Source organism: Ensifer sp. (assembly GCF_035999135.1).
Taxonomy (GTDB): Bacteria; Pseudomonadota; Alphaproteobacteria; order Rhizobiales; family Rhizobiaceae; genus Ensifer.
Genome location: NZ_DASYGZ010000239.1, coordinates 13,207 through 28,985, shown reverse-complemented (window position 1 = coordinate 28,985; position 15,779 = coordinate 13,207). Strand labels below are relative to the sequence as shown.

The 15,779-nt window shown below is 62.8% G+C and carries 12 protein-coding genes; 11 read left to right on the top strand and 1 reads right to left on the bottom strand.

What is annotated here, in order from left to right; all coding sequences use genetic code 11:
* Positions 1 to 103: 103 nt before the first annotated feature.
* Genes bamA through lpxB form a run of 6 tightly spaced genes read left to right on the top strand, consistent with a single transcriptional unit; the run spans position 104 to position 6,888 of the window.
* Positions 104 to 2,440 (top strand): outer membrane protein assembly factor BamA, encoded by a 2,337-nt coding sequence (gene bamA, locus VGO12_RS31290; protein WP_327516632.1) that lies wholly within the window; start codon positions 104 to 106, stop codon positions 2,438 to 2,440.
* Between the two features lie 46 nt (positions 2,441 to 2,486).
* Entirely contained in the window at positions 2,487 to 3,554 is a 1,068-nt protein-coding gene (gene lpxD / locus VGO12_RS31285; protein ID WP_327516631.1) for a UDP-3-O-(3-hydroxymyristoyl)glucosamine N-acyltransferase, read from the top strand.
* Positions 3,547 to 4,011: a 3-hydroxyacyl-ACP dehydratase FabZ gene (fabZ, locus tag VGO12_RS31280; protein ID WP_327516630.1), complete on the top strand. Its 465-nt coding sequence runs from the start codon at positions 3,547 to 3,549 to the stop codon at positions 4,009 to 4,011. The genes lpxD and fabZ overlap by 8 nt, the downstream gene beginning before the upstream one ends.
* Positions 4,008 to 4,823, top strand: coding sequence for an acyl-ACP--UDP-N-acetylglucosamine O-acyltransferase (lpxA, locus tag VGO12_RS31275; protein WP_327516633.1), 816 nt, complete (start codon positions 4,008 to 4,010; stop codon positions 4,821 to 4,823). Before fabZ ends, lpxA begins: the two co-directional genes overlap by 4 nt.
* Positions 4,824 to 4,828: 5 nt before the next feature.
* Positions 4,829 to 5,716, top strand: coding sequence for an LpxI family protein (locus VGO12_RS31270; RefSeq protein WP_327516628.1), 888 nt, complete (start codon positions 4,829 to 4,831; stop codon positions 5,714 to 5,716).
* Positions 5,713 to 6,888, top strand: coding sequence for a lipid-A-disaccharide synthase (gene lpxB, locus VGO12_RS31265; protein ID WP_327516627.1), 1,176 nt, complete (start codon positions 5,713 to 5,715; stop codon positions 6,886 to 6,888). The genes VGO12_RS31270 and lpxB overlap by 4 nt, the downstream gene beginning before the upstream one ends.
* Before the next feature lie 225 nt (positions 6,889 to 7,113).
* On the opposite strand, the gene gltA is transcribed toward lpxB, so the two are convergent.
* A complete protein-coding gene (gltA, locus tag VGO12_RS31260; protein WP_327516626.1) occupies positions 7,114 to 8,403 on the bottom strand; it encodes a citrate synthase in 1,290 nt (429 codons plus the stop codon).
* A 316-nt stretch (positions 8,404 to 8,719) separates the two neighbouring features.
* Between gltA and VGO12_RS31255 the strand changes: the two genes are divergently transcribed.
* The 5 genes from VGO12_RS31255 (at position 8,720) to VGO12_RS31235 (ending at position 15,601) form a co-directional block, all read left to right on the top strand.
* Complete coding sequence (locus tag VGO12_RS31255) at positions 8,720 to 11,194, top strand: ComEC/Rec2 family competence protein (RefSeq protein WP_327516625.1); 2,475 nt, start codon at positions 8,720 to 8,722, stop codon at positions 11,192 to 11,194.
* Positions 11,195 to 11,486: 292 nt separating this feature from the next.
* The gene (exbB, locus tag VGO12_RS31250) at positions 11,487 to 12,632 is read left to right on the top strand and encodes a tonB-system energizer ExbB (protein WP_414650805.1); all 1,146 of its coding nucleotides are present in this window, start codon (positions 11,487 to 11,489) and stop codon (positions 12,630 to 12,632) included.
* Positions 12,633 to 12,635: 3 nt separating this feature from the next.
* Positions 12,636 to 13,061, top strand: a complete 426-nt coding sequence (gene exbD / locus VGO12_RS31245) for a TonB system transport protein ExbD (protein ID WP_327516623.1) — start codon at positions 12,636 to 12,638, stop codon at positions 13,059 to 13,061.
* 217 nt (positions 13,062 to 13,278) lie between these two features.
* Positions 13,279 to 13,944 carry a protein-L-isoaspartate O-methyltransferase gene (locus tag VGO12_RS31240; RefSeq protein WP_327516622.1) on the top strand — a complete coding sequence of 222 codons (666 nt, stop codon included), beginning with the start codon at positions 13,279 to 13,281 and terminating at the stop codon, positions 13,942 to 13,944.
* 289 nt (positions 13,945 to 14,233) lie between these two features.
* Positions 14,234 to 15,601, top strand: a complete 1,368-nt coding sequence (locus VGO12_RS31235) for a TolC family outer membrane protein (protein ID WP_327516621.1) — start codon at positions 14,234 to 14,236, stop codon at positions 15,599 to 15,601.
* Positions 15,602 to 15,779 lie beyond the last annotated feature (178 nt).

Genomic DNA, 15,779 nt, shown 5'->3' with positions numbered 1-15,779 from the left:
AACGAGCTGGCTTGCTTGTATGGGAAAAGCGGTTAAAACGGCAACCGTGACCGGAGTCGGCACGAAATTGCCGCGCGACGTTTGGAAAAGGTAAGATTTGAACATGAAAGCTGGTTCAAGGTTTTTGAACGCGGTGTCGGCGGCTGCGCTGTCAACAAGCATTGTTGTCTCCGGCGCTGGTGTTGGTTTGCTCGCAGGCACGTCCGTTGCAGAGGCAGCTACCATCAGCCGAGTCGATGTGCGCGGCGCCACGCGTGTCAGCGCTGAAACGGTTCGCGCGAACATCACGATCGTTCCGGGCAAGAGCTTCAGCAGCGCAGACATCGACGCTTCCGTAAAGCGTCTGTATGCGACCGGCTACTTCTCCGACGTCAGCATCAACGTTTCCGGCGGGACGCTGGTCGTCACCGTCAGCGAGAACCAGCTCGTCAACCAGGTCGTGTTCAACGGCAATCGCAAGATCAAGGACGACAAGCTGCAGGGCATCGTACGCACGCAGCCGCTCGGTCCTTACAGCGAAGCGACCGTCGAGACCGACATCCAGTCGATCAAGGATGCCTACGCTGCCATCGGCCGCGGCGATGTCACGGTGACGACTCAGGTCGTCCCGGTCGCCGAAGGTCGCGTCAACCTCGCCTTCGTCATCAACGAAGGCGAGCGCACCAAGATTTCGCAGATCAACATCGTCGGCAACGAAGCCTACAGTGACGGCCGCCTGCAGTCGGTCATCGCGACGAAGGAATCGGGCATCTTCTCGTTCATCACCCGCAAGGACGTCTACAACCCGGACAAGCTGCGCGCCGACGAAGAGTTGCTGCGCCAGTTCTACTACAACCGCGGTTATGCCGACTTCCAGGTCGTTTCGTCGGAGGCCTCGCTGAACGAGGCGACCAACGAATACACCGTGACGATCACCGTCGAAGAAGGTCCGCGTTATGATTTCGGCGCCGTCAACGTCGAATCGACGGTCGAAGGCATCAATGCCGAAGAGCTGAAGGGCGTCATCGTCAGCCGTCAGGGCTCGGTCTACAAGGCCAAGGACGTTCAGGACACGATGAGCGAGATCTCGAAGCGCGTCGCTTCGGCCGGTTATCCGTTCGCTCGCGTCACGCCGCGCGGCAACCGCGACCTCGGCAATCACACGATCGCCGTCGACTACCTGGTCGACCAGGGCGAGCGCGCCTATGTCGAGCGTATCGAAATCCGCGGCAACACCCGTACGCGTGACTATGTTATCCGTCGCGAGTTCGACATGGGTGAAGGCGACGCCTTCAACCAGGAAATGGTCGCTCGCGCCAAGCGTCGCCTTGAGGCGCTCGGCTACTTCTCGACCGTCAACATCTCGACCGCTCCGGGCAGTGCAGCTGACCGCGTTGTCGTCATCGTCGACGTGCAGGACCAGTCGACCGGTTCGTTCGGTATCGGCGCCGGTTACTCCGCCGGCAGCGGCGGTGGCTTCCTCGTTGAAGCGTCGATCGAAGAAAAGAACTTCCTCGGTCGTGGTCAGTACATCCGTGTCGCCGCTGGCCGCGGTGACGAGAGCCGCACCTATAACGTCTCGTTCACTGAGCCGTATTTCCTCGGCTATCGTCTGGCCGCCGGCTTCGACGTCTTCAAGAACGAGAACGACTTCGACGATGACAACTACAGCTACGAAGATCAGGGCTTCAGCCTGCGCGTAACCGCGCCGATCACCGAAAGCCTGTCGACGACGCTGCGCTACAACTTCACGCAGTTCGATTACAGCGGCGACAAGTCGAAGCTGTCGTCGCCCTACGTGCGGGCAATTGATGGCGGCAACTGGGTCCGTTCGTCGGTTTCGCAGTCGATCACCTACAACACGCTCGACGACGCGCAGCTGCCGCATGACGGTATTCTCGCGACCTTCACGCACGAGTTTGCTGGCCTCGGCGGTGACTCCGACTTCTACAAGATGACCGGTAAGGCCAAGTGGTACTACACCGTCAACGACGAGGCGGACATCATCGCGTCGCTCGGCGGTAGCGCCGGCCACATCTTCGAGACCGGTAGCGACCTGCAGGTCTTCGACCAGTTCCAGCTCGGCACCAGCGACATTCGCGGCTTCGAACGCAACGGTATCGGTCCGCGCGAGAAGCAGTCGGGCGACTCGCTCGGCGGCACGACCTACTTCACAGCCTCGGCCGAAGCGACGTTCCCGCTTCCGGGCGTTCCGCGTGACAGCGGCTTCCGTGGCGCGGTCTTTGCCGATGCCGGCACGCTCTACAGCAACAAGGTTGCACTCACGGCGCCGGGCGAATCGGTTCAGGGCAACGACGCTTCGCTGCGTGCCTCGGTCGGTATCGGTCTGGTCTGGGCGTCGCCGTTCGGTCCGCTGCGCGTCGACTACGCCTGGCCGATCGCCAAGGAAGATTTCGACCGGGTACAGAACCTGAAGTTCGGTATTTCCTCGTCGTTCTGATAAGAAGCAGTCCAGAACTGCCAGAAAAGAACGTTCTGGAGTGTCCATGGAACAGAACTGGTTTTTTCCGCCCCACGAAGGGATCCGACTGGGTGACCTGGCGGATCGCATTGGGGCGGAATTGGCGGATGTCGCGGTTGCAGACCGCGCCGTCCGTTCGGTAGCGCCGGTCTATCGGGCAAAGCCCGGTGACGTCTGCTACATGCTGTCTCGCAAGAGCCGCGCCGAACTCGAGACGTGCGAGGCATCGGCGATCATCTGCGACAAGACGATTTCCCCATTGGTGCCTTCCCACATACCGGTCTTGCTTGCAGCCCGTCCGCATACCGCTTTTGCGCTTGCCGGCACGCTGCTGCACGAGATTGCGATGCGTCCTGCGCGCAATACGAGCCTGAGGGGCATTGCGCCGGGTGCATTCGTCGATCCGACCGCGCGTCTTGAAGACGACGTCGAGATCGAGCCGATGGCCGTTGTCGGGGCAGGGGCGGAGATCGGCAGCGGCACCCGCATCGCGGCAGGCGCCGTGATCGGCCCAGGCGTACGCATCGGTCGCGACTGCACGATTGCCGCAGGCGCGAGCGTGCTATGCGCTCTCGTCGGCAACAGCGTCATCATTCACCCGGGCGCCCGCATCGGCCAGGATGGTTTCGGCTATGCGCCGGGACCGAGGGGCGGGATGATCAAGATCGTCCAGGTCGGGCGCGTGATCATCCAGGATCATGTCGAGATCGGCGCCAACACGACGATCGACCGCGGCACGATGGACGATACGGTGATCGGCGAGGGGACCAAGATCGACAATCTCGTCCAGATCGGTCACAACGTGCGCATCGGCCGCTATTGCGGCATCGTCAGCCAGGTCGGCATCGCCGGCAGCACGAAGATCGGCGATGGCGTCATGATCGGCGGCGGCAGTGGCGTCAACGGCCACATCACCGTCGGTGACGGCGTCCAGATCGCCGCCATGAGCGGTGTTGCCAGCGACGTTCCTGCCGGCGAACGGTATGGTGGTATTCCAGCGCGCCCGATGCGCGATTTCCTGCGCGATGTTGCGGAAATGGCCATGCGCGCGGGCGAAAGACAGAAAAAGAAGAAGGGCGATACGAATGAGTGAGGCAGCAACGGTTCTCGGCACGGCGGATATTCAGGAAATCCTGAAGCTGCTCCCGCATCGCTACCCATTTCTGCTCGTCGATCGCATCATTAAGATCGACGGCGACAATTCGGCGATCGGCATCAAGAACGTCTCGGCGAACGAACCGCATTTCACCGGTCACTTCCCCGAACAGCCGATCATGCCTGGTGTTCTCCTGGTCGAAGGCATGGCCCAGACGGCCGGTGCCATCTGTGCCCGAAAGGTCGGGACGGGAACGAACCTTGTCTACTTCATGACGATCGACAATGCGCGTTTCCGCAAGCCGGTCGTTCCCGGCGACCGCGTCGAATTCCATGTCGTGAAGCAGAAGCAGCGCGGCAATATCTGGAAGTTTCACTGTGACGCAAAAGTTGACGGGCAACTTGTCGCGGAAGCTGATATCGGCGCGATGATCGTCAGCAAGGAAGACGCCTGAACATGATTGCAGCATCAGCGAAGATCCACCCGTCCTCGGTCATCGAGAGTGGGGCGGTGATCGGCGAGAACGTCAAGATCGGCCCGTTTTGCTACATCGGGCCGAAAGTCGTTCTGAGCGACGACGTCGAGCTCCTGAGCCATGTCGTGGTCAGCGGCTGCACGACGGTCGGCAAGGGGACGAAGATTTTCCCGAACGCTGTGGTCGGCGGCGATTCGCAAAGCGTGCACCACAGCGCTGTCGACACGGAGCTTCTGATCGGCGCGAACTGCACGATCCGCGAGGGCGTGACGATGAACACTGGCACGGTCGAGCACGGTGGCAAGACGGTCGTCGGCGACAACAATCTCTTTCTCGCCAATTCCCACGTGGCGCACGACTGCCGGCTTGGCAACAACATCATCCTGTCGAACAACGTGATGTTGGCAGGACATGTGACCGTCGAGGACCGCGTCATTCTTGGCGGCGGCTGTGCCGTCCATCAGTTCACCCGCGTCGGCCGCCAGGCCTTTGTCGGTGGTCTCTCGGCGGTGAGCTATGACGTCATTCCCTATGGCATGCTCAACGGCAATCCGGGGCTGCTCAGCGGGTTGAATGTGGTCGGTATGACGCGCGCCGGCATCGACCGCGCGACGATCCACACGGTTCGGCGCGCCTACAAGCAGATCTTCGAAGGCCCGGAATCGATCCGTGCCAACGCCGCGGCCATCCGCGACGATTACGTCGGCTGCGCGCCAGTCGTCGAGATCCTTGATTTCATCGGTGCTGAAAGTGACAGGGCGCTGTCGTCGCCATCCCGCGGCAAGGCTTGATCGTGATGCCCGATACCGCGAGCCGCGCAGCGTCCGGCGGCCGGCTCGCCATCATCGCAGGTGGTGGCGCGCTGCCGCACCACGTTGCCGAGGCGGTGCGCGCGCGCGGTGAAAATCCCTATGTCATTGCGCTGTCGCGCGAGGCCGAAGAGAGCGATTGGCTCGACTTCGACCATTCCGTTCTCGCGATCGGCGATTTTGCCAACATCAGCCGCACGTTCCGCGACGAGGGGATCGATCGTGTCGTGTTGTCCGGCTGGGTTCGCCGGCGCCCGGAATGGCGCGACATCCGCCCGACGTTCAAGACACTCGCGAAAATACCGTCGGTTCTGAAGACGCTGGTGTCGGGCGGCGACGATGCCGTCTTGCGCATGGCCATGCAGTTGATCGAGGCAAGCGGGGCGCACGTGATCGGTGTGCACGAAGTGGTTCCCAATCTTCTGGCAGAGCCAGGCCCGATCGGTGCTGTCACCCCGGATGGTGACGACCGCCGTGACATCGAGGCCGGCATTGCCGCCGCCAACGCGCTCGGCACGCTCGACGTCGGGCAGGGCGCGGTCGCCATTGGCGGACGTGTGGTCGCCCTTGAGGGCGCCGAGGGGACGGATGCGATGCTGGAGCGGGTCGCCATGCTGAAGATGGAAGGGCGCGTTTCCGCGCGTCGGCGCGGCGTCCTTGTCAAGCTGTGCAAGCCCGGCCAGGACCTGCGCGCCGACCTGCCGTCCATCGGACCTTCCACGGTCGAACTGGCCAAACGGGCCGGGCTCGCGGGCATCGCCGTCGAAGCCGGCCGCGCTCTCGTACTGGAACGCACCGACGTGGTTGCGATCGCAAACCAGACGGGGATCTTCGTCACGGGCGTCGAACGCGTGTCCGCAGGGGCAGGGCGATGAGCGGCTCGAGCTACAGGCTGGCGGTGATCGCCGGCGAAGTCTCCGGTGACCTCCTCGGCGGTGATCTCGTCCGGGCGCTGAAGAGCAAGAGCGGACGCCAGATCGAATTGGTCGGCGTCGGTGGCGAGGCGCTGGAAGCAGAAGGCCTGCATTCGCTGTTTGACTATTCCGAACTGTCGATCATGGGCTTCACACAGGTTTTGGCCCGATTGCCGAAGCTGATCATGCGCATCCGCCAGACGGCAAAGGCGATCATTGCAGCAAGGCCGGATGCGCTTCTGATCATCGATAGTCCCGACTTCACGCATCGCGTGGCGCGCAAGGTGCGCGCGGCGCTGCCGGATCTGCCTGTTGTAAACTACGTCTGCCCGAGCGTCTGGGCGTGGAAGCCGGAGCGGGCGCCGCGCATGCGCGCCTATGTCGACCATGTGCTCGCCGTCCTGCCCTTCGAGCCCCAGGCCATGCAGCAACTCCAAGGGCCGCTTACGACCTATGTCGGCCACCGGCTTGCAAGCGATGCCCATGTGCTTGCCGTTCGCGCAAGCCGCCATCAGCGGCTTCACAACAGCGGTGACGCCGGCCTTTCCACCTGCCTGTTGCTTCCAGGGTCGCGCTCAAGCGAGGTCAGCCGGCTGCTGCCGATTTTCGGGACCGTGGTCGCGGAACTTGTGAGCCGGCATCCGGGCATCCGCTTCCTGCTGCCGACCGTGCCGCGACAGGAGAAGCTGGTGCGGGAGATCACCGCGTCCTGGTCCATCCAGCCGGAAATCTCCGTGGGGACGGCAGAGAAATGGGCCGCCTTCGATCGCGCCGATGCGGCAATTGCAGCTTCGGGCACCGTCATCCTGGAACTGGCGCTCGCCGGTGTGCCAGTCGTTTCGACCTACGACCCGGATTTCCTGGTGAAGCTCCTGCACAAGCGTATCCGGATCTGGAGCGGCGCGCTGCCCAACCTGATCGCGGATTTTCCGATCGTGCCGGAGTATTTCGGCGAATCGATCCGCCCGGGCGCCCTGACGCGCTGGGTGGAGCGACTGGCAGGCGCAACGGCCCAGCGTGCTTCGATGCTCGACGGTTATGCCCGCGTGCAGCGACGCATGGCCACAGACCGGCCCCCGGGCGAGATGGCAGCCGAAATCGTCCTCGGTTACCTCGAAAAGAACAAGGCATAGGGCAGGGTCGCCCGACCGCACTGCTCGCCGCATATATTTCGCAGCCGCAATGCTCATGAGAACACTCAGCACTCGCCTTTGAATGCTTGGCTCCAATCGTCACGGCCAAGGCAAATAGGCGCGCCCGGTGGTCGCCTGCACACAAAGGCCGATACCGGCATCGCCTTCCAGGCATAAAAAAACCCGGCCACCTGGACCGGGTTTTTCTGTTTCTGCCGATCGCTATCAGCGCTTGGAAACCGGCACGTAGTCGCGCTGCGGGGCGCCGACATAGAGCTGGCGCGGGCGGCCGATGCGCTGTTCCGGATCTTCGATCATTTCGTTCCACTGCGCGATCCAGCCGACGGTGCGGGCGAGCGCGAACAGCACGGTGAACATGGTGGTGGGGAAGCCCAGCGCCTTCAGGGTGATGCCCGAGTAGAAGTCGATGTTCGGGTAGAGCTTCTTCTCGATGAAGTACTCGTCGGTGAGCGCGATGCGCTCGAGTTCCATAGCCACTTCGAGCAGCGGATCGTCCTTGTGGCCGAGCTCGGCGAGGACTTCATGCGTGGTCTTCTGCATGATCTTGGCGCGCGGATCGTAGTTCTTGTAGACGCGGTGGCCGAAGCCCATCAGGCGGAACGGGTCGTTCTTGTCCTTGGCCTTGGCGATGTATTCCGGAATACGATCGACCGAACCGATTTCGGCAAGCATGTTGAGCGCCGCTTCGTTGGCGCCACCGTGCGCCGGGCCCCAGAGGCAGGCGATGCCGGCCGCGATGCAGGCGAACGGGTTGGCGCCCGAGGAGCCCGCAAGGCGGACGGTCGAGGTCGATGCGTTCTGCTCATGGTCGGCGTGCAGGATGAAGATGCGGTCCATGGCGCGCGACAGCACCGGGTTGACGACATAGTCTTCGCACGGAACGGCAAAGCACATGCGCAGGAAGTTCGACGCGTAGTCGAGATCGTTCTTCGGGTAAACGAAGGGCTGGCCGATATGGTACTTGTAGGCCATGGCGGCAATCGTCGGCATCTTGGCGATCATGCGCAGCGAAGCGACCATGCGCTGGTGCGGATCGGTGATGTCGGTCGAGTCGTGATAGAAGGCCGACAGTGCGCCGACGCAGCCGCACATGACGGCCATCGGGTGCGCGTCGCGGCGGAAGCCGGTGAAGAACCGCGACATCTGTTCGTGCACCATGGTGTGGTGCGTGACGCGGTAATCGAAGTCGGCCTTCTGCGCCTTCGTCGGCAGTTCGCCGTAAAGCAGCAGGTAGCAGACTTCGAGGAAGTCGCCGTGTTCGGCGAGCTGCTCGATTGGGTAACCGCGGTGGAGCAGCACGCCTTCGTCGCCGTCGATGTAGGTGATCTTGGATTCACACGACGCCGTGGAGGTGAAGCCCGGGTCGTAGGTGAACATTTTCGTCTGCTTGTAGAGCGAGCCGATGTCGACAACGTCAGGGCCGATCGACCCCGATCGCACCGGAAGATCCGCCGACTTTCCATCGAGTGTTACAACCGCGGTTTTATCAGTCATCGGACCCTCCGTCTTATGGCAACGTGGCACAGAGACGTGCCACGAAAATGAACGTTGCGAATTTGCTATATGATTTATTTTCGACTGCCAAGCTGTACGAAAGGCAAATTGTGCGATGCGAAAATGTGCATATGGCGACGCAACAATGGCATGTTACGGCAATAAGTCCAAGCAGATCAATGATCTCCTCAAATGATGGTGCGGTACCATTCTATATAGGTTTGCCGCTTTTTTCGGCAGATGACGCTCCGGTTGCGGTCGCGCGTCGATGGTTGCATGATCGCTCGCGAATGTTCCGGGCAAAAGTGCGAGCCGAATGAGCGACGTGGAAATACGGCAGGTGTCGCACGATCTGGAGGCAGGGCGCGTGGTGCCTTCTCGCTCCGACACCGCACGAGCCGTCGCGGATCGGGCTGCGGATGCCCCGCGTCTGCTGGTGAACCGGCGCTTGCAGCGTATTGTGCAGGGGTTGCGCAGCCGGCTGCGTCCGTCGACGCTCGCCACGCGGCTTCGTGCCGGAATTGAAGAGGAGCGCGCATACGGGCACGGCTTCGTGCTGGTGCCGGTGTTGTTGGCTCTCGGTGTGCTGGCATGGCTCGCATTGCCGTATGACGTCGGAATTGCCAATCTTGCAGTGCTGCTTTGCGTTTTCGGAATATCAGCCATCGCGTGCAGAGGCAGGCTTTTTCCCGCAACGGCCTTGCTCGGCGCGGCGGCGCTTTTTGTCGCGGGGATGCTTCTCATCGCATTCGAGACGGCACGCAGGGACACCGTCGTGCTCGATGCGCCGGTGACGACCACGGTCAAGGGCGCGGTATTCACGCGCGAGCAGGATGACCGCGGCCAATGGCGCTACGAGCTCGATGTCCTTCAGACGAGCAGGCCGCATCTGCGTCGCCAGCCCTTGAAGGTGACATTGGTGGTGCGTGGCGCGGCCGACCCCTTCCCGATCGGCGCTGTCATCGAGGGCAGGGGCCGGCTGTCGCCGCCCTCAGGGCCGGCCTTGCCCGGCCTCAACGATTTCGCCTTCGACAGTTATTACAAGGGCATTGGCGCCGTCGGTTTCTTCTACGGTTCGCCACAACAGGTCGGAAGCGACGAGGCGGGCAAGGCTGGTGCGTCCTTCCTTCCGTCGTCGATGGCGGCAAGGATGGCCGCCATGCGCGAGGCCGTGGGCGAAAGGATCCGGGCATCGATTGGCGGCGATACCGGTGCGCTCGCCGCCGCACTGGTCACGGCCGAGGAGCGGGCGATCAGCCGGGAAACGGTCGAAGTGCTGCGCCAGGCCGGGCTGGCGCATGTGTTGGCGATCTCCGGGCTCAACATGGCGCTTGCTGCCGGCACGTTCCTGATTGGCGCGCGAACCGTTCTGAGCATGGTGCCTGGCCTTGCGCACCGGTTGCCGATCAAGAAGATCGCGGCGGCCGGCGCGTTGCTGATGGTGTGTTTCTATATCCTGATATCGGGTGGCGCCGTATCGGCGCTCAGAGCCTGGATCATGATCTGCATCATGCTGGTGGCGGTCTTCTTCGATCGCATGTCGATCAGCCTGCGCAATGTGGCTCTTGCCGCACTGGTCATCGTGATCATCACGCCCTCGGCGGTAGCGGGGCCAGGCTTCCAGATGTCATTTGCGGCGACGCTGGCGCTCGTCGCGGGCTATGCACGCTGGCGCGATCGGCGCGGCGCGCAGGATGACGCGGGCGAAAGGCGCGGCAAGGCGCGCTTCCTAACCGCCCTCGTCGCCGGCATCCTGGTCACCTCCTTCATCGGCGGCCTGGCGACGTCGGTCTACTCGATCGCCTATTTCCACCGGCTGCCGGCCTATGGCCTGCTTGCCAATGTTCTCACCATGCCGTTGATCAGCATCGTGATCATGCCATTCGGCCTGTTCGCGATGCTTCTGATGCCGTTCGGGCTCGAACAGATGCCGCTTGCCGCCATGGCCTGGGGGCTTGACCGGATGCTCGATGTCGCCCGGTTCGTGACCGCGCTCGACGGAGAGGTCGTGACCGGGCGTATCGGCGCTATCGGCTTTGTGCTGATCGCCCTTGGCGGCATCCTTCTCTGCGTGTTGCGAAGCTGGCTGGCGCTGTCCGGCGCGGTGCTGATCTGTGCGGGGTTTGTCGGGTTGGCGCTCAAAGACGGAAGCCAGCCAGAGATCCTGATTGCGGAAGACGGCCGGCTTGTCGGTCTCGTCGGGGAGGGCGCGCTGGCGTCGAACCGGAAGCGCCCGTCCGATTTCGTGTTTGCGCAATGGCAACGGGCGCTCGCGCGTGAAGGACACACGCCGCCGGAGATGATCGAGGCGACGCTGGCGCCGGACGTCTATCCGCCGTTGGACCCGGCGGCAAAGACCAGGCCGGTGCTCGATCAGCAAGCGGCCGTTGCCGTTCGCAAAGACCTGTCGACGGCGCTCACGGAAAACGCAAGCGGTGCCTTTGTCTGCCGGGAAAAGCAATGGTGCGCAGCGCGTCACCGTTTCGGCTGGACGGTCGTCGTGGTTGAAAATCCAGCGCTCTTTCCCGTTCTTTGCGATCAGGCGGACCTGGTCGTGATCGGCGTCCGGGTTGATGCCCGGGCGTGTTCTGCGAGCCGTGCCCGGATCGTTGACCTGCAGACGCTTCGCCGTACGGGTGCGATCGAAATTCAGGCCGCGCCGGACGGCTCCGGAGGCCGGCCCGCGATGCGCTTCCAGACTGCATTTACAGCGCTTGCCCGTCCGTGGGAGCGCCACCGGGCCTATGATTGGCGCAGCGGCGTGTTTGTCGAGCACCAGCCCGTCTTCTGAGGCGGCGCCGGCACCGGCGTTCCAATCGAGGCCGGTTGCGAAATTATTCTTGATTAATAAACTCCACAAATCCTTGTCATTGCCGTCGCCTTTGCGTTAAAGAGCCCGAGAGCGGCAAGGGAAGGGGCGGACGACTGCAACTTCTTCGCCCTGGAGCATCCTGTTCTCCAAGTGGAAACACGTACGGGCAGAACGATGCTCTGGAAGCAGGAGTGCTGGAGAATCCCTTGTGCGTGCCAGTGAACGCACCGCGCTCCAGATTGACGAAACGGACCAGTACGCGAGGAACGAGATGCCGAGACGAGCCCGACCGACGATGAATTTGCTGGCAGCCACGATGTTGGTGCTGTCATCCGCGGTTTCGCCAACGGCCGCTTTCGCCCAGGCGACCGGAACCGGGGCGGCTACGGCGCCCGCAACCGGCGTCGAGCAGAGCAGTGAAGCACCGTCGTCCGTGCCTGCGACTCCCGCAGAAGGCACTACCGGCACGAACCTGGCAACCGAGCCTACGGCGCGCGTACAGCCGACGACCCAACCGACTTCGGCGGGCAGTGTCCCGGTCGTTGTCGACCAGGCGCCGGTCACGGGCGAGGGCGCAACGGCGGCAACGGAAGCGACGCCGGCGACTGCGGGGAGCGCATCGGTTCCCGAAGACGGCGCGACGGTTGCATCGGAGGATGGCGCCAACCCGGTGCTGCCGCACGATCTCTCGCCGGTCGGCATGTTCATGGCTGCCGACATCGTGGTCAAAAGCGTAATGATCGGGCTGGCGCTCGCCTCCGTCGCCACCTGGGCGATCTTCCTCGTCAAGGTGCTCGAGCTTGCGGGGGCGAAAGCCCGCCTGACGCGAGCGGTGCGCCTGCTATCGGCCGCCAACGGCCTTTCCGACGTCAAGGGCGCCTTCGAAGGCAAGTCCGGCCCCGCATCGGCCATGGTGGCTGCGGCGATCGACGAGATGGCGCGTTCGGAAGCGGTCCTCGACCATGCGCCGGCAGCCGGCCTGAAGGAGCGCGTTTCGTCGCTCCTGACCCGCATCGAAGTGCGCGCCGGAAAGCGCATGGCGAGCGGTACCGGCATCCTCGCCTCGATCGGCTCGGTCGGGCCGTTCGTCGGCCTGTTCGGCACGGTTTGGGGGATCATGAATTCCTTCATCGGTATCAGCAAGGCGCAGACGACCAATCTGGCGATCGTCGCACCGGGTATTGCCGAAGCGCTGCTGGCGACGGCGATCGGCCTCGTCGCGGCAATTCCCGCCGTGGTGATCTACAACTATTTCGCCCGCTCGGTCGGTGGCTACAAGGTGGTCCTCGCCGACGCGGCCGCAGCCGTCGAGCGGCTTGTGAGCCGTGATCTCGACCACCGCCTGGTGCGCAAGGTTCAGCCGCGCCGGCAGGACGGCTTCGCACACGCCGAGACAACCATTGCAAGGATCGGGTGAGCCATGGCCGGCAAGGTAAGCGATAGCGGCGGCGATCTCGACGAAAACAGCGAGATCAACGTTACGCCCTTCATCGACGTCATGCTCGTGCTCCTGATCATCTTCATGGTTGCCGCACCGCTTGCCACGGTCGACATGAAGGTGGATCTGCCGCAATCGGCGGCCAGACCCGCGCCGCGTGATGACAAGCCGGTCTTCGTTACCCTGAAGGCTGATCTGGTCCTTGCGATCGGCAACGAGGAAACGGCGCGCGAGAGCTTTGCCGATGAGCTGAAGCGCCTGACCGAGGGCAATACCGAAACGCGCGTACTCCTCAGGGCAGACAAGGCGGTCGACTACGGTGAACTGATGACGGTGATGAACCTCATCCAGAACGCCGGCTACACGAAGATCGCCCTTGTCGGACTGGAAGGCGCCCCAGGCCGCTGACCCGAAACGTGCCGTCGCGCGCCACCGCCTTGCGCGACGGCACCACCTGCAGGCAATTCACCCCGTTTTTGCGCTGCAAATTGCCGCTGTCGCTTGAAACCGGCGGGTCCCCGATTTATGAGCGTAACTCAAAGGCTCTCGGATGGGAGCCAGAGACGATCGTGCGCGTTTGCCGCAAAGACCGGCGCCGCGCCTATCCGCACACGAGGGCACTACCATGAATTTCGAAGCAGCGCGCACCAAGATGGTGGACAACCAGATCCGGACGACGGATGTCACGTCCCATTCGATCCTGTCCGCGTTCCTGACCGTGCCGCGCGAGGAATTCGTGCCCGCGAAGATGAAGGAACTGGCCTATATCGACACCGATATCGCGCTTGACGTCGCCAACGGCGGTGCGCCGCGCTTCCTCATGGAGCCGTCGCCGCTCGCCAAGCTGCTCCAGCTCGCAGAGATCGCCAAGTCGGACGTGGTGCTGGAGATCGGTTGCGGCACAGGTTACGCATCGGCCCTGCTGTCGCAGGTCGCCGGTTCGGTGGTCGCGCTTGAAAGCGACCAGGGGCTCGCCGCAACGGCAACCGAGACCTTGGCGCGGCTGGGCTACGACAACATCGCCGTTGTCACCGGCGAGCTCGAGAAGGGCTATGCCGCCGAAGCCCCCTATGACGTGATTTTCGTGCATGGCTCCGTGGAGGTCCTGCCGGCCGCTCTGTTCGAACAGCTGCGTGACGGTGGCCGTCTCGTCGTCGTTGAAGGATTTGGCAACGCTTCTCGCGCTAAACTCTATGTGCACGAGCACGGACGGACATCCGAGCGGCCCGATTTCAACACCGCGGTCAAGCCGCTTCCCGGCTTCCGTCGTGCACAGGAATTTGTCTTCTGAGGTCCCGCTTATTGAGGGAGCTCAACATTTGATTGTGCTGCAAAAATAACAATGTTGCCAATTCGCAACGGGGTACTTGTTTCTTTTTGAAATGGCTGCGCAGACTGTGGCTGCCCAGTTGTCGGAATCCTGATTCCGGGTTTCAAAGAGTGCAGTGGTAGTGATTTGCTCACCAGTGGGCGGTGTGAGCGCTTTCATCGCCGTGTCTAGGCGGCGCCGTTCTTCCCAAGGAGAACAGCGCTGCGGAATTAGAGGGCAGGCTTTGCCGCCCCGATCGGAGAGAGAAGTAATGGTGTCGATTGTCCGCAAAGCGGCCCTCCTGGCCGCCGTTTCGACAAGTCTGCTGCTTGCACCGCAGGCAGTGCTGGCCGAGACGATCTTCGGCGCAATGGCCAAAGCCTACGCAAACAACCCTGACCTCAACGCCGCGCGGGCTGGCCTCAGGGCGACCGACGAGAGCGTGCCGATCGCCAAGTCCGGCTTTCGCCCCCAGGTGGCAGCATTCGCGTCCGGGACGCTTGCGACCATCGACAGGGAAAAAAACCCGAGCGAAGACACACATCTGGGACAGGTCGGTATCACCGTAAACCAGATGGTGTTTGACGGCTTTCAGACGCTGAACAATGTTCGCGCCGCTGAATCGAACGTGTTTGCGACGCGCGAATCGCTGCGTGCCAACGAGATATCGATCCTCCTTTCGGCCGCGACCATCTATTCCAATATTGCGCGCGACCAGCAGCTCGTATCGATCCGCAAGCAAAACATCGCCTTCCTTCAGGAGCAGGTGAACGCGGCCAAGGCTCGTCTGGACGTGGGTGAAGGCACGCGTACCGACGTGAGCCTTGCAGAAGCGTCGCTCGCCAACGCCCAGTCGCAGCTCATCGTCGCCGTCGCTCAGCTGAAGCAGAGCGAAGCGACCTATGTGCAGATCGTCGGCGACGTGCCGCGCGGCATCAAGCAGGCTTCGCCGGCTTCCAAGAGCCTGCCGCGCACACTCGACCAGGCCGTTGCGATCGGCCTGCGGGAAAGCCCGATCATTCTGTCGGCGCAGTACTCCGTTGATTCGGCCGGTTACCAGGTCAAGTCGGCGGAAGGCACGATGCTTCCGGGTGTGACGCTGCAGGGCCAGGTTGGCCGCACCACCGGCAACGCCAGCCAGTTCGATAGCAATTCATCGAGCATCACGGCGCGCCTCGAAGTTCCGATCTATCAGGGCGGCGCCGAGTACGGCCAGATCCGCCAGGCCAAGGAACGTCTCGGTCAGCAGCGCATCCTCGTCGATTCGGCTCGTGCTTCGGTGCAGCAGACCATCGTTTCGGCCTATGCCCAGCTTGAGGCTGCGATCGCGCGGATCTCCGCCAACAAGGCGCAGATTTCGGCCGCCAAGCTGGCTTTGGACGGCGTTGTCGAAGAGCGCAAGGTCGGCCAGCGCACGACCCTCGACGTTCTCGACTCACAGCAGGACGTGCTTCAGGCGCAAGAGCTTCTGGCCCTTGCCCAGCGCGACGCTGTTGTCGCCAGTTACTCGCTGCTTGCTGCTTCGTCGCGGCTGACGGTCAAGGATCAGGGGCTTCAGGTCGCTGAATACCGGTCCGAGGAGCACTACGAGGCGGTCAAGGACAAGTGGATCGGCCTGCGGACGGTCGACGGCCGCTGAGGCTTCCTCCGACCTAGCAGCATTTTGACAGCGCCCCGGTCTTCCCCGGGGCGTTTCTATTTTTTCCCCTGAAAACAAATCTGTGCAAGAATCTTAAGCGTTGATTCGCGGCGTATGTTTCGTCCGCGAACTCACTTAAGGTTTGTCGGAAACCGGCGCATGTCTGCTTTTGGCACAC

Coding starts and splice junctions, on each gene's coding strand:
- exbD (WP_327516623.1), top strand. CDS start 12,636: ATGGCCGGCAAGGTAAGCGATAGCGGCGGCGATCTCGACGAAAACAGC.
- VGO12_RS31255 (WP_327516625.1), top strand. CDS start 8,720: ATGAGCGACGTGGAAATACGGCAGGTGTCGCACGATCTGGAGGCAGGG.
- exbB (WP_414650805.1), top strand. CDS start 11,487: ATGCCGAGACGAGCCCGACCGACGATGAATTTGCTGGCAGCCACGATG.
- gltA (WP_327516626.1), bottom strand. CDS start 8,403: ATGACTGATAAAACCGCGGTTGTAACACTCGATGGAAAGTCGGCGGAT.
- VGO12_RS31235 (WP_327516621.1), top strand. CDS start 14,234: ATGGTGTCGATTGTCCGCAAAGCGGCCCTCCTGGCCGCCGTTTCGACA.
- lpxD (WP_327516631.1), top strand. CDS start 2,487: ATGGAACAGAACTGGTTTTTTCCGCCCCACGAAGGGATCCGACTGGGT.
- lpxB (WP_327516627.1), top strand. CDS start 5,713: ATGAGCGGCTCGAGCTACAGGCTGGCGGTGATCGCCGGCGAAGTCTCC.
- VGO12_RS31270 (WP_327516628.1), top strand. CDS start 4,829: ATGCCCGATACCGCGAGCCGCGCAGCGTCCGGCGGCCGGCTCGCCATC.
- fabZ (WP_327516630.1), top strand. CDS start 3,547: ATGAGTGAGGCAGCAACGGTTCTCGGCACGGCGGATATTCAGGAAATC.
- VGO12_RS31240 (WP_327516622.1), top strand. CDS start 13,279: ATGAATTTCGAAGCAGCGCGCACCAAGATGGTGGACAACCAGATCCGG.
- bamA (WP_327516632.1), top strand. CDS start 104: ATGAAAGCTGGTTCAAGGTTTTTGAACGCGGTGTCGGCGGCTGCGCTG.